The 17107-nt window shown below is 72.7% G+C and carries 20 protein-coding genes; 7 read left to right on the top strand and 13 right to left on the bottom strand.

Features of this window, described 5'->3' with window-relative positions; genetic code table 11:
* Nucleotides 1–91: 91 nt before the first annotated feature.
* Together AC5020_RS06955 and AC5020_RS06950 are read left to right on the top strand one after the other, a co-directional pair.
* A complete protein-coding gene (locus AC5020_RS06955; protein WP_464987713.1) occupies nt 92–1192 on the top strand; it encodes an S-(hydroxymethyl)mycothiol dehydrogenase in 1101 nt (366 codons plus the stop codon).
* Nucleotides 1189–1809: an MBL fold metallo-hydrolase gene (locus AC5020_RS06950; RefSeq protein WP_377804562.1), complete on the top strand. Its 621-nt coding sequence runs from the start codon at nt 1189–1191 to the stop codon at nt 1807–1809. The genes AC5020_RS06955 and AC5020_RS06950 overlap by 4 nt, the downstream gene beginning before the upstream one ends.
* 19 nt (nt 1810–1828) lie before the next feature.
* Here AC5020_RS06950 and AC5020_RS06945 read toward each other — a convergent pair whose 3' ends face one another.
* The 5 genes from AC5020_RS06945 to infC are packed head-to-tail and all read right to left on the bottom strand — an operon-like array spanning nt 1829 to nt 6111.
* The gene (locus AC5020_RS06945) at nt 1829–3952 is read right to left on the bottom strand and encodes a bifunctional copper resistance protein CopD/cytochrome c oxidase assembly protein (RefSeq protein ID WP_464987712.1); all 2124 of its coding nucleotides are present in this window, start codon (nt 3950–3952) and stop codon (nt 1829–1831) included.
* A complete protein-coding gene (locus AC5020_RS06940) occupies nt 3949–4857 on the bottom strand; it encodes a TrmH family RNA methyltransferase (RefSeq protein WP_464987711.1) in 909 nt (302 codons plus the stop codon). Before AC5020_RS06940 ends, AC5020_RS06945 begins: the two co-directional genes overlap by 4 nt.
* Before the next feature lie 16 nt (nt 4858–4873).
* Nucleotides 4874–5254 carry a 50S ribosomal protein L20 gene (gene rplT, locus AC5020_RS06935; protein ID WP_377019337.1) on the bottom strand — a complete coding sequence of 127 codons (381 nt, stop codon included), beginning with the start codon at nt 5252–5254 and terminating at the stop codon, nt 4874–4876.
* A 58-nt stretch (nt 5255–5312) separates the two neighbouring features.
* Nucleotides 5313–5507, bottom strand: coding sequence for a 50S ribosomal protein L35 (gene rpmI / locus AC5020_RS06930; RefSeq protein ID WP_377019339.1), 195 nt, complete (start codon nt 5505–5507; stop codon nt 5313–5315).
* A 25-nt stretch (nt 5508–5532) separates the two neighbouring features.
* A complete protein-coding gene (gene infC / locus AC5020_RS06925) occupies nt 5533–6111 on the bottom strand; it encodes a translation initiation factor IF-3 (protein WP_377793323.1) in 579 nt (192 codons plus the stop codon).
* Nucleotides 6112–6464: 353 nt separating this feature from the next.
* On the opposite strand from infC, the gene AC5020_RS06920 reads away from it, so the two are divergent.
* Both AC5020_RS06920 and AC5020_RS06915 read left to right on the top strand, forming a co-directional pair.
* The gene (locus AC5020_RS06920; RefSeq protein ID WP_464987710.1) at nt 6465–7463 is read left to right on the top strand and encodes a DUF4352 domain-containing protein; all 999 of its coding nucleotides are present in this window, start codon (nt 6465–6467) and stop codon (nt 7461–7463) included.
* Between the two features lie 90 nt (nt 7464–7553).
* On the top strand, nt 7554–7898 hold the full coding sequence (locus tag AC5020_RS06915) for a DUF1844 domain-containing protein (protein WP_377019480.1): 345 nt from the start codon (nt 7554–7556) through the stop codon (nt 7896–7898).
* A 62-nt stretch (nt 7899–7960) separates the two neighbouring features.
* On the opposite strand, the gene AC5020_RS06910 is transcribed toward AC5020_RS06915, so the two are convergent.
* From AC5020_RS06910 to AC5020_RS06880, 7 genes are all read right to left on the bottom strand, one after another.
* Nucleotides 7961–8794: an SseB family protein gene (locus AC5020_RS06910; RefSeq protein WP_464987708.1), complete on the bottom strand. Its 834-nt coding sequence runs from the start codon at nt 8792–8794 to the stop codon at nt 7961–7963.
* Complete coding sequence (priA, locus tag AC5020_RS06905) at nt 8791–9525, bottom strand: bifunctional 1-(5-phosphoribosyl)-5-((5-phosphoribosylamino)methylideneamino)imidazole-4-carboxamide isomerase/phosphoribosylanthranilate isomerase PriA (protein WP_464987707.1); 735 nt, start codon at nt 9523–9525, stop codon at nt 8791–8793. The genes AC5020_RS06910 and priA overlap by 4 nt, the downstream gene beginning before the upstream one ends.
* 83 nt (nt 9526–9608) lie before the next feature.
* Nucleotides 9609–9767 (bottom strand): CG2302 family histidine operon protein, encoded by a 159-nt coding sequence (locus AC5020_RS06900; RefSeq protein WP_377019343.1) that lies wholly within the window; start codon nt 9765–9767, stop codon nt 9609–9611.
* Nucleotides 9764–10486 carry an imidazole glycerol phosphate synthase subunit HisH gene (gene hisH / locus AC5020_RS06895; RefSeq protein ID WP_464987706.1) on the bottom strand — a complete coding sequence of 241 codons (723 nt, stop codon included), beginning with the start codon at nt 10484–10486 and terminating at the stop codon, nt 9764–9766. Before hisH ends, AC5020_RS06900 begins: the two co-directional genes overlap by 4 nt.
* The gene (locus tag AC5020_RS06890; RefSeq protein ID WP_377019345.1) at nt 10483–11085 is read right to left on the bottom strand and encodes a hypothetical protein; all 603 of its coding nucleotides are present in this window, start codon (nt 11083–11085) and stop codon (nt 10483–10485) included. Before AC5020_RS06890 ends, hisH begins: the two co-directional genes overlap by 4 nt.
* A complete protein-coding gene (gene hisB, locus AC5020_RS06885; protein WP_464987705.1) occupies nt 11082–11705 on the bottom strand; it encodes an imidazoleglycerol-phosphate dehydratase HisB in 624 nt (207 codons plus the stop codon). The genes AC5020_RS06890 and hisB overlap by 4 nt, the downstream gene beginning before the upstream one ends.
* Nucleotides 11702–12835, bottom strand: coding sequence for a histidinol-phosphate transaminase (locus AC5020_RS06880; RefSeq protein ID WP_494564406.1), 1134 nt, complete (start codon nt 12833–12835; stop codon nt 11702–11704). The genes hisB and AC5020_RS06880 overlap by 4 nt, the downstream gene beginning before the upstream one ends.
* Before the next feature lie 129 nt (nt 12836–12964).
* On the opposite strand from AC5020_RS06880, the gene AC5020_RS06875 reads away from it, so the two are divergent.
* The gene (locus AC5020_RS06875; protein WP_464987703.1) at nt 12965–13441 is read left to right on the top strand and encodes a DUF3054 domain-containing protein; all 477 of its coding nucleotides are present in this window, start codon (nt 12965–12967) and stop codon (nt 13439–13441) included.
* Between the two features lie 127 nt (nt 13442–13568).
* On the opposite strand, the gene hisD is transcribed toward AC5020_RS06875, so the two are convergent.
* Nucleotides 13569–14906 (bottom strand): histidinol dehydrogenase, encoded by a 1338-nt coding sequence (gene hisD, locus AC5020_RS06870; RefSeq protein ID WP_464987702.1) that lies wholly within the window; start codon nt 14904–14906, stop codon nt 13569–13571.
* 102 nt (nt 14907–15008) lie between these two features.
* Here hisD and zupT point away from each other — a divergent pair, with 102 nt between their 5' ends.
* Together zupT and AC5020_RS06860 are read left to right on the top strand one after the other, a co-directional pair.
* On the top strand, nt 15009–15848 hold the full coding sequence (zupT, locus tag AC5020_RS06865) for a zinc transporter ZupT (protein ID WP_377019350.1): 840 nt from the start codon (nt 15009–15011) through the stop codon (nt 15846–15848).
* Between the two features lie 61 nt (nt 15849–15909).
* The gene (locus AC5020_RS06860) at nt 15910–17103 is read left to right on the top strand and encodes a hypothetical protein (RefSeq protein ID WP_464987701.1); all 1194 of its coding nucleotides are present in this window, start codon (nt 15910–15912) and stop codon (nt 17101–17103) included.
* Nucleotides 17104–17107: the final 4 nt, after the last annotated feature.

Below are 17107 nucleotides of genomic sequence, written 5' to 3'. Positions count from 1 at the left end.
TCGCCCGTCCGCCGGATCGGCGGTGCGACCAGCACCGACCGCTTAGGCTGGGGGCAGGAACATCCCCGTCACCGGAAGTCAGGAGCAGCTCATGCCCCGGACCGTCAAGGGCGTCATCGCCCGCACCGAGAAACAGCCGGCCGAGCTGGTCGACATCGTCATCCCGGACCCCGGACCGCATGACGTCGTCGTCGACATCGAGGCCTGCGGCGTCTGCCACACCGATCTCGCCTACCGCGACGGCGGGATCAACGACCAGTTCCCCTTCCTGCTGGGGCATGAGGCCGCCGGCAGGGTCGTGGAGATCGGCGATTCCGTCACCCACGTCGCCGTCGGCGATTTCGTCGTCCTGAACTGGCGCGCCGTGTGCGGGCAGTGCCGCGCCTGCACCAAGGGCGCCCTGCAGTACTGCTTCGACACCCACAATGCTTCGCAGTCCATGACGCTGACCGATGGCACCGAGCTCGAGCCCGCGCTCGGCATCGGCGCGTTCGCCGAGCAGACGCTGGTGCACGAGGGCCAGTGCACGAAGGTCTCCGAGGAGGCCCCGGCCGAGGTCGCAGGCCTGCTCGGCTGCGGCGTGATGGCCGGGATCGGCGCTGCCGTGAACACCGGTGCCATCCAGCGCGGCGAATCCGTGGCCGTGATCGGGCTGGGCGGCGTGGGATGCGCCGCGATCGCCGGGGCGAAGCTCGCCGGGGCCACGACCATCATCGGCCTGGACGTGGACGAGAAGAAGCTCCCCGCGGCCGAGGAGCTCGGGGCGACCCACACGGTGAACACCGGGGGCCTCTCGCCGCAGCAGGTGGCCGAGAAGGTCCAGGAGCTCACCGACAGCTTCGGGGCCGACGTCGTCATCGACGCGGTCGGCATCCCGCAGACGTACGAGACGGCCTTCTACTCGCGGGACCTGGCCGGCCGCGTCGTCCTCGTCGGCGTTCCGCATCCGGACGCGACGCTCACCCTGCCGCTGCTGGACGTGTTCGGCCGCGGCGGCTCGCTGAAGTCGTCCTGGTACGGCGACTGCCTGCCCGAGCGGGACTTCCCCTACCTCACGGACCTGTTCCTGCAGGGGCGGCTGCCGCTGGACCGCTTCGTGACCGGCCGCACCGATCTGGCCGGCGTCGACGAGGCACTGGACGCCCTGCACGAGGGAAACACCCTGCGCACCGTGGCGGTGATCGGCCGATGAACGCGCGACTTGCTCACGCCGTCACCTCCGGCACGTTCAGCCTGGACGGGGAGACCTTCGACGTCGAGAACAACGTGTGGGTCCTCGGCGACGACCAGCAGTGCGTCGTCGTCGACGCCCCGCACGACGTCAAGACGGTCCTCGAGCTCGTCGGGGATCGCGAATGCGTCGGCATCCTCCTCACGCACTCCCACGACGACCACGCGCGGATGGCGCCGGAGCTGTCCGAGGAGCTCGAGGCGCCGGTCCTGCTGAATCCCGCCGATCGGGAGGTGTGGCAGCTGACCCACGGCGACCTGCCCTGGGACGACGACGTCAGCGACGGGGACATGTTCACCATCGCCGGCGTGGATCTCGAAGCTCTGCACACCCCTGGCCACTCCCCCGGGGCGACCTGCTACTACGCCGAGGCGCTGGGAGCTCTCTTCAGCGGTGACACCCTGTTCCAGGGCGGCCCCGGGGCGACGGGTCGTTCCTTCTCCTCGCGGGAGACGATCGAGGAGTCGATCCGGGAGCGTCTGTTCGCTCTGCCCGACGAGACGGTGGTCCACACCGGGCACGGCCCGGACACGACCATCGGTGCCGAGAAGGAGGCTGCCCGCGGCGAGTGGCTGTGAGCCGGGGCCGGCGGTCGGGCTACCGCTGCGCCGGGCCGCCCGGGACATCGTCCTCGGCGACGGCGTCGTCGGCGACGGCGTCGTCGTCGCGGGCGTCGTCGTCGCGGGCGGCGTCGTCGCGGGCGGCCGGGGCCTCGTGCCTCGCGGGCTCCTGACTGGATGCCGCAGCCTCCGCCGGCCCCGTCGGCTCTCCCCGCAGCCTGGCGAGGTAGGCGTTGTAGGCGGCCAGCTCCGCGCCGCCGTCGCGGTCGGCCTTGCGGTCGAACTGCCGTGCCCGCCGGTCCTCGGACTTCATCCACAGCACGGCGACGAGGATCGCGTAGCCCACGGTGGGCAGTTCCGAGATGGCCCACATGATGGTGCCTCCGCGGACCTGGATCAGCTCCAGGCGCTGGAGGGAGTACATGCCGAGGTCGGTGTACCAGTGCTCCGCGATGAGCCAGGTCGCCGAGACCAGGGCGACGCCGAAGAAGGCGTGGAAGGCCAAGGTGACCAGCAGGGTGATCAGCTTCAGGATGGGGTTGATCGGCCTCGGCGCCGGGTCGATGCCGATCAGGACCCACGCGAACAGGTAGCCCGAGGCCAGGAAGTGCACGGTCATCAGCACGTGGCCGAGGTGGGTGTACATCGCCAGCTCGAACAGCGGCGTGAAGTAGAAGACCACCAGCGACCCCGCGAACAGGGCTCCGGCCAGAGGCGGCGAGGAGACCAGCCGCGCGAAGCCGGAGTGCAGTGCGGCCAGGACCCATTCGCGGATGCCGCGCGACCCGTCGGTGCGCGGGGGGACGGCGCGTGAGAGCAGCGTGACCGGGGCTCCGAGGACCCACAGCGGTGGCACGATCATCATCATCGCCATGTGCTGGACCATGTGGGCGTCGAAGCGCATCTTCCCCCACGCGGAGGCGCCGCCGTTCATGACCCAGGCGAAGGCCAGGCAGCCCAGCACGAACACGACGGTGCGGTGCCACGGCCAGGCGTCGCCCCGACGCCGCAGCCGGGCCACGCCGGCCACGTAGACCCCGGCCATGACCACGGCCAGGAGCAGCGCGATCCAGTCCGGCTCGAACAGTGTGAACATCGAGGTGGGGCTGAACTCCTGCTCGGGCGGCAGGTACCCCACGAGCGAGAGGACCCGCAGGTCACCCACTGCCGGAATCTCCTGCGGCACCGGTGGCGCGGAGCGTCCCAGAGCGATCGAGGCCCCGATCACGCCGGCCATCACCACACCCTCGGTGACGACCAGGTGCCGGAAGCGCAGCCGCTCCCCCAGCCGGCGACGCTGCAGCGCGCCGATGCCGGCGAGGACCACGAGACCGGTGGCCTTCAGCAGCACGATGCGGCCGTACCCGGTGGTCACCAGCTGCCCCCAGCCGGACATGCGGATCGTGGCGCTGACCAGGCCGCTGATCGCCAGAGCGATGATCGCGGTCAGCGCCCAGGGCGAGAACCGCCGCACCGTCGTGGCCAGCCGGTCGTCCTCGAGCCAGGGGGCGATCAGGCCGATCACCAGCAGACCTCCGGCCCACACCGAGACCGAGATCAGGTGCAGGGCCATGGCGTTGACGGCGTTGACGTGGTCCAGGCTGGCTCCGGCGTGGCCGGCGAGACCCAGCGCGCCGACTCCGATCCCGAAGAAGGCCAGCGCCCAGCACGCCAGGACCGTGGAGCGCGCCCGCGCATAGGCGAGCGCGGACAGCGCAGCGGCGACGGCGACGGTCAGCTGCAGCCTGCCGAGATCGCTGGCCAGTGCGATATCCCAGACGTCGAGCCCCGAATCGGCCCCGGCGGCCTCGAGCCCCCCGAGCGGGACCAGAGCTGCGGAGGCCACGGCCCACAGCGCGGCTCCGGCGGCGCCGATCCGGACTGTGCGGCGCCGGACCGGGTCGAGCGTGGTGACCTCCCGCCGGGACGGCCCCGGGAGCAGGAGCACGGCGGTTCCCCCGGCGCCGACGGCGAGCAGCAGCCCGAGGTGGTGAAGGGCCCGCACCACCGGGATCCCCCAGGTGACCAGCGGTGAGGCCGGGACCAGGGTGGCCGGTGCGGCGGCGCCGGTGGCGAACAGGCCGGCCAGTGCGGAGGCGATGGTCAGGGCCAGCAGGGCCGGGACGGCGAGGGCACCGAGCTTCACGGATCGGCGCGTCATACCCCTGCCTGCCTGCGGCGGAGGGTCTCGAACAGGCAGACGGTCGCCGCGGTGTGGACGTTCAGGGATTCGGCGTGGCCGGCGAGCGGGATGCGCACGGCCAACGGTGCGGCGGCGAGCGTGCTCTCGTCCAGTCCGTGGGCCTCGTTGCCCAGTATCCAGGCCACGCGCGCGGGCAGGTCCGCAGCGAACAGGTCCTGTTCGGCGCGGCCGCTGGTGGCCGCCGCCGTGATGCCAGCGGGGGCCAGGCTCCCGAGCGTCTCGTCGATGTCCGCTCCGGCGACCACGGGGAGGTGGAAGAGGCTGCCTGCGGCGGCTCGCACCGCCTTCGGGGAGAAGGGGTCGGCGCTGGTGCGGGTCAGGACCACGAGGTCGGCGCCGGCGGCGTCGGCTGTGCGGATCAGGGTGCCGACGTTGCCGGGGTCGCGCACCTCATGGAGCACGACGACGGTGACCGGCGCGGTGCCAGGAAGGGCCTGGATCGCGGCAGGCGCGGCCGACGACTCCTCGGCGGGCAGCCGACCGATCGCGACGACGCCCTGAGGACTCATCAGCGCCCCGGCGCGGGAGCCGGTGGCCGCCTCCGTGTCGAGCTCGCCGTCGTGGCCGGGGCCGGGGTCGCGGACCATGGCACGGATGACCTCGCCCGGGACCTCGCGCGCCGCCACACCGGCGTCCTGCGCGAGGTCGGCGAGCTCCGGATGAGCGGTCAGTGCCCGCGGGGTCACGAAGAGCTCGAGAGCGAGGTCCGGGCGGTGGACGAGCAGGGAGCGGATCGCCTGCGGTCCTTCGATGCGAAAGCGGCCCTGCTTGCGACGTGCAGAGCGCCCGGTCAGTGCCGCCACCTTCCGCACTCGCTCGGAGCGGGGCGAGGTGATCGGGGACTGATCCGAGCGCTCGGTCATCGCAGAGGGAGCGATGTCAGGCTGCCGGCGCGTTGACGTCCTTGGGCAGGGCGTTCTTGGCGACCTCGACCAGGGCGGCGAATGCCGGGGCATCGTTGACCGCGAGCTCGGCGAGCATGCGGCGGTCGACCTCGACGCCCGCGAGGCCGAGGCCCTGGACGAAGCGGTTGTAGGTCAGGCCGTTGGCGCGGGCCGCAGCGTTGATGCGCTGGATCCACAGGCGACGGAAGTCGCCCTTGCGCGCCTTGCGGTCGCGGTAGTTGTAGGTGGCCGAGTGGAGCACCTGCTCCTTGGCCTTGCGGTACAGACGGGAGCGCTGACCGCGGTAGCCGCTGGCCTGCTCGAGGATCTCCCGACGCTTCTTCTGGGCGTTGACCGCCCGCTTCACGCGTGCCACGTGATACTCCTTCGATCGTGATGTTCAGGGGGCGGGAGGCGGGCTCCCGCGCGGGCGATCAGCGGCCCAGCAGCTTCTTGATGCGCTTGACGTCGGACTTGGCGACGTTGGTGTCGGTGCCCAGGCGGCGCTTGCGCGTGGAGGACTTGTGCTCCAGCAGGTGGCGGGCGTTGGCCTTCTCGCGCATGAGCTTGCCGGAGCCGGTCGTACGGACGCGCTTCTTGGTCCCCGAATGGGTCTTGTTCTTGGGCATGGTGCCTGTTCTCCTTCGTACGTTCTCAGGACTCGGAGCCGGACTCGGCGTCCGCCCCGGCCGAGGACGAGTCGTCCCCACCGCGGGCAGCGGCCTTCTCGGCATCGGTCTTGCGCTTGCGGGCCTCGGCCATGGCCTGGGCCTTCTTCTTGTGAGGCCCGAAGACCATCACCATGTTGCGGCCGTCCTGCCGCGGGTGCGACTCGACGAAACCGTACTCGGAGACGTCCTCGGCCATCCGGCTGAGCAGTCGCACACCCATCTCGGGGCGGGACTGCTCACGACCACGGAAACGGATGATGACCTTGACCTTGTCACCGCCGGCCAGGAACTTCTCAACGTTGCGGCGCTTGGTCTCGTAGTCATGGGTGTCGATCTTCAGACCCATACGGATTTCCTTCTGGACCGTATTGGCCTGATTCTTCCGCGACTCGCGCGCCTTCAGGTTGGCTTCGTACTTGTACTTGCCGTAGTCCATGAGACGGGCGACCGGCGGGTTCGCGCCGGGGGCGACCTCGACGAGGTCGAGATCGGCTTCTGCGGCGAGACGCAGGGCGTCCTCGACGCGGACCTCACCGACCTGCTCGCCGGCGGGCCCGACCAGGAGGACCTTGGGGACCCTGATCTGACCATTGATGCGCTGTTCGCTGATGTTGGCTCCTCACCTTGGTTCGACTCGAACACGACGAAAGGCCCCCGCTTCATGCGGAGGCCCCAAGGTGCGCGGCGCCGCGGCGCCGATCGGACATTGCTGCCCGACTGCGATACTGACCTGGTGACTGTTCGCCCAGGACCGGCAGGCCCGGGGCTGAGTGCCACGAGGTGGGAAGGGACTCCACTTGAGGAACGACTGACGAGGGTTTTCGACCTGTTCCAGTCGTCTATTCTAGCAGGGCCATCCGGGCAGTCCAGGTGATGTCCGTCGCGTCCGCGACCTGCGACCAGCGAGGAGTTGTGGTGGAGATCGACCGCGAGACCCCCGAGGAGCCCACCGAGGTCGGTGGGTCGCCCCCGCAGCAGGGTCCCGGCTCCGCGGCGCAGGAGTACGGATACGGCGCACCGGCCGACTCTGCTCCGTCGGATCCGTCGGATCCGTCGTCATCCTCCGAGACGGAGGCGGGCCCGGTCACTACCGGGTCCGACGAGTCCGGCGCCGCCGAGGAGTCCGGCGCCCCCGAGGAGTCCGGTGCCCCCGAGGCCGGGTCCGCCGGCGAGGACACCGGCGTGCAGCCTGCCACCGGGATGCAGCCGGTGACGGCCCTGCGCGAGGGAACTGCTCCCCGGGCCGTGCTGCGCCCGGTCCCGGAGGGTTTCCCGACCCCTCCCCCGCGTCCCGCCCGGCCCAATCGCCGTCCGGCGCCGTCGCCGGCTCCGGGCGACGCGGCGCCCGGTGGCCCGCGGCGCGGCCCGCTGATCGCCTCGCTCGCCGTCGTGGCAGTGCTCGTCCTGGTGGTGGCCGTAGGCGGCAGCATCCTCGCCTACCGCGCGCTGGCTCCCGAGACGCCGGTGGCCCCCGCGGCCTCGGATGCCGATCCGGCCGACCCGGCGCCCGGCGGGGCATCGGCGACCGGTGAGGTCGCGATCGGCGACGTCACCGTGCGGGAGCTGGGGACCGAGGTCGGAGTGCGCCAGGTCGGGGACAGGGCCGAGACCGTGGAACCCGATGGCGAGTTCGTCATCGTCACGTTCGAGATCGTGAATGCGTCGACCCAGGCCCTGTACCTCGTCGACAATGCCGCCCTGCAGACCGCCGACGGGACGGTCGTCCCCGTGGACGAGGAGGCCTCCCGGGAGTACGTGGCCGATACGGATGCTCTCGGGCTCGTCGGTCCCGAGCAGAGGGCCACGATGCACGCCGTCTACGACGTGCCCGTCGGTGCCGAACCGGCCGGTGTGCAATTCGACCTGTCCATGAACACCGATGCCGGAACCGGGACCCTCCCCCTGGGAGGATGAGGGCATCGCATCTCCCGACCCCCGAAGGACATCGTGAACGAGAACCAGAACGAGACCCAGAACCACAACGCCGCCCTCGCGCCCGCGCCACTGGACGAGGACCTCTCCGCGGAGGCGCTGCGCGACATCTCCGAGGTGGCGGCGGTGGAGATCATCACCTCCGCCTGCGTGCATCTGATGAGCGCCGCCGCGGTGAAGGTCGGACTCGCCGAGGACGAGGAGACCGGGCAGTACCAGGACCTCTCCGAGGCCCGGAAGCTGATCACCGCGCTGGCCGGTCTGGTCACCGCGGCAGCGCCCGAGATCGGCAACGAGCACGCCCGGTCGCTGCGCGACGGGCTGCGGTCGCTGCAGCTGGCCTTCGCCGAGGCGCTGCCGTTCCCCGACGCTCCCGGTGAAGCTCCCGGGGAGAAGTACACGGGCCGCGTCTCCTGACCTCGCGGCCCGGACCGGGCGGGCCGGGCCCGGAGGGACCGGGGAAGGCGGAGCTCGGCAGCTCAGGAGCCGAGGACGAGCCGCAATGAGCTGATGCGCTCGGCGACGAGCTCCTCGGCGCCCAGGCGAGCGGAGACCTCGTCGACGACCGCGCGCACCTGGGTCTCGGTCAGGCCGGGTCGCAGCCGCAGCCGGAGGTCGACCTCGCTGCGCTCCCCCGCGTGGGCGTCCAGCGCCCTGACGTGCTCGGTCGCTCCGGCGATGCGCGTCAGGGCCGCGGTGACCTCCGGGTCGGCGTGCGGGGGGATCCAGGTGCGGCCCTGGGCCAGGGCCCACAGCACCGAGCGCGGCAGCAGGATCGGGCCGCCCTCGTCGGCCGGGGCCGCAGCATCCAGCAGCAGGGAGGTGCAGCCCTCCTGCACTGCCGCCTGGGCGGCCTGAGGAGCGATCACGGGCACCGGGCGGGCATCGGTGCGCCAGGCGGACAGCGCCGCGACCGAGGTGAACACCGGCAGCACGCGGGCACCGTCGGGGGCGGTGAGGGAGACCATCGCCATATCCGCCCCGTTGTCGCCGTGGACGCCGTGCGCGGTGGTCTCCGTGCCGGCGGCGACCGCCATGATCGGCACCAGCACGCGGGCGGCGGCGAGAGCGGCGACCAGGGCCTGACGATGCGGGTCCGATCCCGCGCGATGGGCGGCCAGCGCCCGGGCGAGCTCCGGCGGAGTCGTGCCGTCATCGCCCGGGAAGGGGCTGGCCGTATGGTCGCGCCCGGCCCACGGCACCCCGGCGGTGTCGGTCAGTGCGGACTTCTCGCGGAAATGGGACGGCAGCACGCGCCGTGCCCGGTCCCCGCTCGAGTCCTGCTCACCGGTCCCGGAGGCGGCACTGCTCATGCACGCCCCGCGACGTCCAGTGCCTCGCCCATGGTGAATGCCCCGGCGTACAGGGCCTTGCCGACGATGGCGCCCTCGATGCCCTCGGGAACCAGCTCGCGCAGCACCCGCAGGTCCTCCAGGGAGGAGACCCCACCGGAGGCGACCACGGCCGCGTCGGTGCGCGAGCACACCTGGCGCAGCAGGTCGACGTTGGGGCCGCGCAGGGTGCCGTCCTTGGCGACGTCGGTGACCACATAGCGCTGGCAGCCGGCCTCGTCGAGATGCTCGAGCGTCTCCCAGAGGTCGCCGCCCTCGCGCGTCCAGCCCCGCGCCGCCAGCGTGGTGCCGCGCACGTCGAGGCCGACGGCGATGCGGTCCCCGTGCTCGGCGAGCACCTCGGCGGTCCATTCCGGGTTCTCCAGGGCGGCGGTGCCGAGGTTGACCCGCCGGCAGCCGGTGGCGAGCGCAGCGGCCAGGGTCTCGTCGTCGCGGATCCCGCCGGAGAGTTCGACGTTCAGATCGACGGCGGCCACGACCTCGGCCAGCAGGGACGCGTTGCTGCCGCGTCCGAAGGCGGCATCGAGGTCGACGAGGTGCAGCCAGCTCGCCCCACCTGCCTGGAACGAGAGCGCGGCGTCCTGGGGTGCGCCGTAGGCGGTCTCGGTGCCTGCCTCACCCTGGACGAGGCGGACGGCCTGGCCGCCCTGCACGTCGACGGCAGGGAGCAGCTCGAGCACGGGAGCGGTCATAGTGGCCTCCTGAGGGGCGGGGTGGTCCCGGGGTCGGTGCCGCGGGGTGGGGGTCGAGCTGTGGGAGAGGGGATGGAGCCGGCTCAGCCGGTCTGGATCCTCCAGATCGAGACCGCGAAGCAGACCAGACCGGCCAGAGCGAATCCCACGGTCGCCCACCACGGTTTCCTGGCCCGGAAGAAGGACCAGGCGCCGCCGAGCAGCATGCCGCCGGCGAACAGCATGAGGAACGCGCCGATCATCGCGCGTGCTCATCGCCGCTGCCCGCCGCCGCCCGGCGCGGCAGGGTCCGCAGCCAGTTCGCCAGCATCCTGGCCCCTGCCTCGCCGGACTTCTCGGGGTGGAACTGGGTGGCCGCCAGGGCGCCGTTCTCGACCGCGGCGATGAACCGGTCGCCATGGTGCTCGGCCCAGGTCACCTTCGGTGCGGGGAGGGAGCCGATCTGCTCCATCACCCAGCTCCGGGCCGCGTAGGAGTGGACGAAGTAGAAGCGCTCGTCGCCGATGCCGTCGAACAGCTGCGTCCCCTCTGCCGCCTTAACGGTGTTCCAGCCCATGTGGGGCACCACCGGCGCCTCCAGACGGGTCACCTCGCCGGGCCACTGGCCCAGGCCGGTGCTGCGCCGGCCGTGCTCGGTGCCGGCGTCGAACATGACCTGGAGACCGACGCAGATGCCGAGCACGGGGCGGCCCCCGGCCAGACGCTGCTCGATGATGCGGTCGCCGCCGACGCCGAGGATCTGCTCGACGGTCGCCTCGAAGGCGCCGACGCCGGGGACGACGAGTCCGTCGGCCGCGAGGGCCCGGTCCCGCTCGGCGGTCAGCTCGACCTGGGCACCGGCCGCCTCGAGGGCGCGCACCACGGAGCGCACGTTGCCCGAGCCGTGATCGAGGACGACCACGTGGGGTGCGTCCTGCTGCGCCGCACCGCTCCCCGCGGACTCGGCTCCGGTCGCGCTCATGAGCGCTTCTTCCCGGAGGCGATCCACTTCAGGGCCTCGGTGCGGGTGATCGTCGCGGGGTCGATCCCCTCGTCCAGCTCGTCCAGGCCCGTCGCGCCCAGCAGGAGCTGCTCGACGATGTCGTCGACCGCGCCGAGCACGATCGCCGGGGAGACGTCCTCGCCGCGCTCGCCGTTGCGGTAGCGAGTGGCGGTCATGCGGTCGCCGCGGCGCCAGAACAGCACGATGCCGTTGCGCTGCAGTGCCGTCGAGGCGATCGCCGCGAGATCGTGGGCGGTGTTCTCGGGCAGGGCGCCCACGGCGATGGCCCCCGTGCGGGTGTCCAGGGTGCGGGTGGCGGCGGGGATGTCGATCCCGTCGGTGCGTGCCTCTCGGCCCAGGCGGATCGCACCGGCCAGGGCCTTCGCCGACGCCACGGACGTGGCGACGACGGCGAGGGTCGGCTCCTGGTCGTCCTCACCGTCGGACAGCACGTCGTCGACGGTCAGGGGCGCCTCCTCGTCGAGGGAGAGGCCTTCGGTCAGGCGGGCGAACTCGGCGTCGATGTCGCCGGAGCCGCCCGGGTCCTCGGTGGGGTCGGGGCGGTCAGGAGTGCTCACAGGGCTCCCTTCGTGGAGGGCACGTCGAGGACGCGCTCGTCGCGGGCGCAGGCGGTGCGCAGCGCGCGGGCGAGCGCCTTGAACTGAGCCTCGACGATGTGGTGGGGGTCGCGGCCGTCGAGCACACGGATGTGCAGGCAGATCGCGGCGTGATGGGCGATGGACTCGAAGACGTGCCGGGTCAGCGAGCCGGTGAAGTGCCCGCCGATCAGGTGGTGGGCCTGGGCCTCGCTCTCACCGCTGTGGACGCAGTACGGGCGGCCGGAGAGGTCGACCACGGCCTGTGCGAGCGCCTCGTCCAGCGGGACCAGGGCGTCTCCGAAACGGGAGATGCCCTGCTTGTCGCCGAGGGCTTCGCGCAGCGCGCGACCGAGCACGATCGCGGTGTCCTCGACGGTGTGATGGGCGTCGATGTCGGTATCCCCGCTCGCCTGGACGGTGAGGTCGAAGCGGGCGTGGGTGCCCAGTGCGGTCAGCATGTGGTCGAAGAAGGGGACGGTGGTCGAGACGTCGACCTGACCGGTTCCGTCGACGTCGAGCGTGACCTCGACGGAGGACTCGCGGGTGGTGCGCGAGATGCTCGCGGTGCGGGGCGAGCGGGGAGCGGCGGTGTCGGTCATCGGGGGTCGGCCTCCTCGAGGGCGGTGCGGAATGCGGCGTTGTTCTCGGGCGTGCCGACCGAGACGCGCAGCCAGCCGGCGGGGCCGACGGCGCGCACGAGCACGCCGCGCCGCAGCAGCGCCTCGAACACGTCGTCGCGGTCGGCGAAGGTGCGCATGAGGAGGAAGTTCGCGTCCGACGGAGCCACGCTGTGGCCCCGGGCGATCAGGTGCTCGGCCAAGGCGTCGCGCTCGGTGCGCAGCAGCGCGACCTTGCCCAGCAGCTCCTCACGGTGGGCGAGGGCGGCGCGGGCCACTGCCTGCGTGACGGCGGAGAGGTGGTAGGGCAGGCGCACCACCCGCACGGCGTCCACGATTGCCGGGTCGGCGACGAAGTATCCCAGGCGTGCTCCGGCCAGGGCGAACGCTTTGGACATGGTGCGGGTGACGACCAGGTTCGGGTGGTCCTCGAGCACGGTGAGGGCACTGGCCACCCCGTCGCGGCGGAACTCGCCGTAGGCCTCGTCGACCACGAGCAGACCTCGCGCGGGGGCGAGCGCCGCGGCCGCCGCCTCGACGACGTCGAGCGTCAGCGCGGTGCCGGTGGGGTTGTTCGGGCTGGTCAGCACCACGATGCTGGGCTGGTGCACGGCGATGGCCTCTTGCACGGCCTGCGGGGTCAGGGCGAACTCCGGAGCCGGCCCGCGCTCGACGGTGACCCACCCGGTGTAGGTGTCGCGCGCGTACTCCGGGTACATCGAGTAGTGCGGGGTGAACCCGAGCGCGGTGCGGCCGGGGCCGCCGTAGGCCAGCAGCAGCTGGTGCATGACCTCGTTGGACCCGTTGGCGGCCCACACCGCCTCGGGAGCCGGTGCCGGGATGCCGGATTCGGCGGCGAGGTACTCGCCGAGCTCGCCGCGCAGGGCGAGCGCCTCGCGGTCCGGGTACCTGTTCAGGCCCCGCGCGGCCTCTGCAGCGGCACGGCCGATGTGCTCGGCCAGCTCCGGCGAGGGCCCGTACGGGTTCTCGTTGACGTTGAGCGCGTGCTCGACCGGGAGCTGCGGGGCGCCGTAGGGTGCGGCGCCCACGATCCCGTCGCGCGGCACGGGCAGCGCGGCGGTGGCGGTGGTCGGAGCGGAGTTCGCAGGCATGGTCTCCATGGTAGAACGCCGGCGGCGGGGGCGAGCCTGCCGTCCGGGCTGCGAGGGCCGTCGTGGCCCGCCTCACGCGTGCCCTCTCCTCGGTCAGGACCCTGCGGGAGCCGCCCTTACCCTGGGGGCATGTTCCGCTCCCTGGGTGCTCTGGTCGGTGACCTGCTGGTCGTGATCCTCTTCGTCGCGATCGGTTTCGTGCAGCACGGCACGCCGCTGACCTCGCAGAACCTCTTCCTGGTGGGGTGGCCGTTCGCCGTCGGCGTGCTGCTGGGCCACCTGGCGATCCGTGCCTGGCGTGCACCGTTCCGGCTGTGGCCGCACGGGCTGTTCGTGTGGGCGATCATGCTCGCGACGGCCATGGCGATCCGCACCCTCTTCGGCGGTGGCACGGAGACATCCTTCGTCATCGTCACCGGCGTGGTCACCGCGATCGGCATGCTCGGCTGGCGAGCCGTGGCTCTCTACCTCACCCGCGGCGAACGGGTCGAGGTCGTCGCGGCCGGCGCCGCGAGCGCCGCGGCGTCGGCGAACGCCGACTCCGAGGAGGCCTCCCCCGCCGCCGTCGACACCGAGGACGACGGAAGCCGGCGCTCTTCGCCCTGAGCCCGTCCGGGACCGCGGCAGCGCAGGAATCGGGACGCAGGCGCGCTCTCACGCCCTCAGGAGGGGATGACTCGGCGCTGACGTCCACCGCATGGCGATCACCTGCCGGGCGGGGCCGCCGCCCGGTTCAGCGCTCGAAGCGGATGTCGATCGCCGTGCCGTGCGCGGGCAGCCCTTCGGCGGCGGCGAGCGTGGTCGCCGCCGGGCGGGCCGTGGCGAGGGCATCGCGGTCGTAGTCCACGACGTGGATCCCGCGCAGGAACGTCTGCACGCCGAGGCCGCCGCTGTAGCGAGAGCTGCCGCCGGTGGGCAGGACATGGTTCGAGCCCGCGGCGTAGTCGCCGAGGCTGACCGGGCTGTGCGGGCCGACGAAGACCGCGCCGGCGTTGGTGACGCGCGCGGCGACCTCTGCGGCGTCGGCGGTGTGGATCTCCAGGTGCTCCGCGCCATAGGCGTCGACGACCTCGAGCCCGCGACCGATGTCCTCGACCAGGACGGCCCCGCTCTGGGGCCCTCGCAGTGCCTGCTCGATGCGCTCGCGGTGGAGCGCGAGCGGCACCTGCCGGGCGAGCTCCGCCTCGACCTCGCCCACGAGCTCGGGCGCGTCGGTGACCAGGATGCTCGCGGCCGCCGGATCGTGCTCCGCCTGGGAGATGAGATCGGCGGCGAGGTAGGCGGGCTCGGCGGCTCGGTCCGCGAGGATCGCGATCTCGGTGGGACCGGCCTCGGCGTCGATCCCCACCGTGCCCCGCACCAGGCGCTTGGCGGCGACGACGTACACGTTGCCGGGGCCGGTGACCAGGTCGACCGGCTCGAGCGGGCCGTCGCCGTCGACGTCCTCGGCGCCGTGGGCCAGCAGTGCGACCGCCTGGGCGCCGCCGGCGGCGATCACCTCGGTGACGCCGAGCAGAGCGCAGGCCGCGAGGATCGTCGGGTGCGGCAGGCCCCCGAACTCCTTCTGCGGCGGCGAGGCCAGCACGATCTCGCCGACACCCGCGACCTGGGCGGGAACGACGTTCATCACCACGGAGCTGGGCAGCACGGCACGACCACCGGGCACGTACAGGCCCACGCGCCGCACCGGCACCCACCGCTGGGAGACGGTGCCCCCGGGCACGACCTGCACGGTCTCCTCGGGGCGCTGCTGCGCACCGTCGACGGCCCGCACCCGGGCCGCGGACTGCTCCAGCGCGTCCCGGATCTGCGGATCGAGCTCATCGAGAGCTCTGTCCAGCTCGGCCTGCGGCACGCGGAGATGCTCGGGACGCACCCCGTCGAACCGCTCGGATGCGTCCAGGACGGCATCGGCGCCCCGCGCGGCGACGTCCTCGACCACGGGGCGGACGGCCCGGGCCGCGGACTCGACGTCCAGCTCGGCGCGCGGCAGGGCCGCCGTCAGCTCCGAGGCGGTGAGCGTGCGCCCGCGGAGATCGGTCACGGCGAGGAAGGGGGCGGGATCAGGCATGGGAGCAGTCTACGAAGAGCGGCGGGACGACGGCGCGCCGGTCCCACCGCGCTGACGGCTCGGCGCCACGGCACGGGCGCCGCGGGCGGTTAAGGTCGAGTCGTGCTCGTCGCCCTCCTGCTCACCCTCGTCGCGGGCGCGGCCACCAGCATCGGGGCGGCGCTCGGGGTGATGGGGCGCGGGACGAGCCCGAAGATGCTGGCCGGCGGGCTGGGGCTGTCCGCGGGCGTGATGCTCTACGTCTCCTTCGTCGAGCTCATGCCCGAGGGAGCCCGGATCCTCTCCGGCGAGCCGGCCGGCGGAGAGGTCACGGGGCGCGGCACCAGCGTGGCCGTGCTCTCCTTCTTCGTCGGCATCGGCCTGATCGCCGTGCTGGACCGGCTGGTGCCGCAGCCCGTCAATCCGCACGAGTTCTCCGGCCGCATGGCCGGCACCGCCGGGCGGGCCGAGGTGCGCGAGCCCGAGGAGCAGGTCGCTGACCGGGCGCTGAAGGCACGGCTGATGCGCACCGGCGTGGTGACCGCCGCCGCGCTGGCCCTGCACAACGTGCCCGAGGGCTTCGCGACCTTCGTCGCCGCCCTGCAGGCCCCGGAGGTCGCCATCCCCGTGGTCGCCGCGATCGCGCTGCACAATATTCCCGAGGGTCTCGCGGTCGCGGTGCCCGTGCGCCGTGCGACCGGGTCCCGGAGGACGGCGTTCTGGTTGGCGACGATGACGGGCCTGGCGGAACCCGCGGGCGCGGTCATCGGGTTCCTGCTGCTGGCCCCGCTGCTGACCGGCGGCGCGATGGGAGCGATACTCGCCGGCGTGGCCGGGGTGATGGTCTTCGTCTCGCTGGATGAACTGCTCCCCGCGGCCGAGGAGACCGGCGAGCACCACACGGTGATCTACTCGCTGATCGCGGGTATGGCGATCATGGCGGTGACGCTGCTGGTGCTGTGAGCGGCACGCGGGCAGGCGCGGGGAATCCGGGGAGCGAGCCGGAGGACGGAGAAGGGGCGAGATGGACGAGAACGTGGGGATCCGGCACGAGAGGACCGGGCATAGTGCGCACCGGGTCGGGACCCGAGCGGCGCGACTGATGGCGGCCGCCGCTGTGGTGCTCGCGCTCGGTGCCTGCGACGCCCTGCCGGGAGACCGGGCCGCCGAGCCCGCCCCCTCCGCGGAGCCGATAGATCCCACCGCGGTGGCCGAGGCCGAGACCACCGCGGTGGACCCTTCCTGGCTGTGCGACCCGGGCGGGGAGTCCGACGCACCCGAGCACGCCGCCGGCCCCGGAGTGCTCTCCGCGGAGTCGGTCCGGACCGACGGCAACGACATCGTGGTCAGCGGCCCGTTCCAGCTCCAGGACGGCTACAGCTATGGCGGGTTCGTCCCCGAGGCCGTCGTCGTCCCCGCCGACCCGGCGAACCGGGGTGCGCCGGCCGAGGGGTACGACGAGATGGGGACCGACGGAGCCCCGACTCCGCCGATCGTGGCGCGCGAGCGCGTCGAGATCCCGGGCGAGGGCGCGGCACCGTCGGCCGTGACGGCCCGGCTGACACTGGGCACCTGCGACGACGCCCCGCTGCCGGACGGGCAGTATCTGCTCGCCCTCTCGGGCGGCGGGATCGACGGGCCCGACCGCGGCGAGGACGACGCCGGCTGGAGCACGTCCGATGACGTCCTGTTCGACGTCGTCGACGGCTCGCCGCAGCCGGTCCCCGGGGCGGCCACCGCTCCCGAGGGCGAGATCCCCGCCGATCTCTCCTCTCTGGGCTGCCGTTCCCCGCTGGAGCCCGTCGGCGACGGGGACGGGCTCAGCGTCACCGTGAGCGACCAGGAGACCAGCGTCCCTGCTGCCGTCCCCGAGGATCAGCTCGGCGCGGGGGTCGACGCCGAGGTCACGGTCAGGTCCGAGGACCTCGGCACCCGCGCCCTGCTCCAGGGAGTGGTGCTCACCGCCCCCGAGTCCGGCACGGTCGTCGCCGGCGCACGCAACGCCGGCGACATCGGCCTGCAATGGATCGGCGAGGAGGGCGTGACCACGTCCGAGACGGCCTGGACCACGCGCATGACCTGCACCCGCTCCGCCCTGCAGGCCGGCCCGTACGACGCGCACGCCTTCGCGGTCACGGTGGATGAGGAGGGCGCCACCCACGTCGTCCTCTCCGACCCGTGGACGGTCGAGGTGGCCGAGGCGGACGCAGGGTCCTGACCGT

Source organism: Brachybacterium sp. SYSU DS0246, assembly GCF_059391765.1.
The sequence above is the reverse complement of the archived record's forward strand: the minus strand, read 5'-3'. Positions and strand labels throughout refer to the sequence as shown.

What these genes read in the sequence shown, in the direction of transcription:
- AC5020_RS06955 (WP_464987713.1), top strand. Translation starts at nt 92, where the DNA reads ATGCCCCGGACCGTCAAGGGCGTCATCGCCCGCACCGAGAAACAGCCG.
- AC5020_RS06880 (WP_494564406.1), bottom strand. Translation starts at nt 12,835, where the DNA reads ATGCCTGCGAACTCCGCTCCGACCACCGCCACCGCCGCGCTGCCCGTG.
- priA (WP_464987707.1), bottom strand. Translation starts at nt 9,525, where the DNA reads ATGACCGCTCCCGTGCTCGAGCTGCTCCCTGCCGTCGACGTGCAGGGC.
- AC5020_RS06875 (WP_464987703.1), top strand. Translation starts at nt 12,965, where the DNA reads ATGTTCCGCTCCCTGGGTGCTCTGGTCGGTGACCTGCTGGTCGTGATC.
- AC5020_RS06945 (WP_464987712.1), bottom strand. Translation starts at nt 3,952, where the DNA reads ATGACGCGCCGATCCGTGAAGCTCGGTGCCCTCGCCGTCCCGGCCCTG.
- AC5020_RS06900 (WP_377019343.1), bottom strand. Translation starts at nt 9,767, where the DNA reads ATGATCGGCGCGTTCCTCATGCTGTTCGCCGGCGGCATGCTGCTCGGC.
- hisH (WP_464987706.1), bottom strand. Translation starts at nt 10,486, where the DNA reads ATGAGCGCGACCGGAGCCGAGTCCGCGGGGAGCGGTGCGGCGCAGCAG.
- AC5020_RS06860 (WP_464987701.1), top strand. Translation starts at nt 15,910, where the DNA reads ATGGACGAGAACGTGGGGATCCGGCACGAGAGGACCGGGCATAGTGCG.
- AC5020_RS06910 (WP_464987708.1), bottom strand. Translation starts at nt 8,794, where the DNA reads ATGAGCAGTGCCGCCTCCGGGACCGGTGAGCAGGACTCGAGCGGGGAC.
- hisB (WP_464987705.1), bottom strand. Translation starts at nt 11,705, where the DNA reads ATGACCGACACCGCCGCTCCCCGCTCGCCCCGCACCGCGAGCATCTCG.
- AC5020_RS06950 (WP_377804562.1), top strand. Translation starts at nt 1,189, where the DNA reads ATGAACGCGCGACTTGCTCACGCCGTCACCTCCGGCACGTTCAGCCTG.
- AC5020_RS06940 (WP_464987711.1), bottom strand. Translation starts at nt 4,857, where the DNA reads ATGACCGAGCGCTCGGATCAGTCCCCGATCACCTCGCCCCGCTCCGAG.
- hisD (WP_464987702.1), bottom strand. Translation starts at nt 14,906, where the DNA reads ATGCCTGATCCCGCCCCCTTCCTCGCCGTGACCGATCTCCGCGGGCGC.
- rpmI (WP_377019339.1), bottom strand. Translation starts at nt 5,507, where the DNA reads ATGCCCAAGAACAAGACCCATTCGGGGACCAAGAAGCGCGTCCGTACG.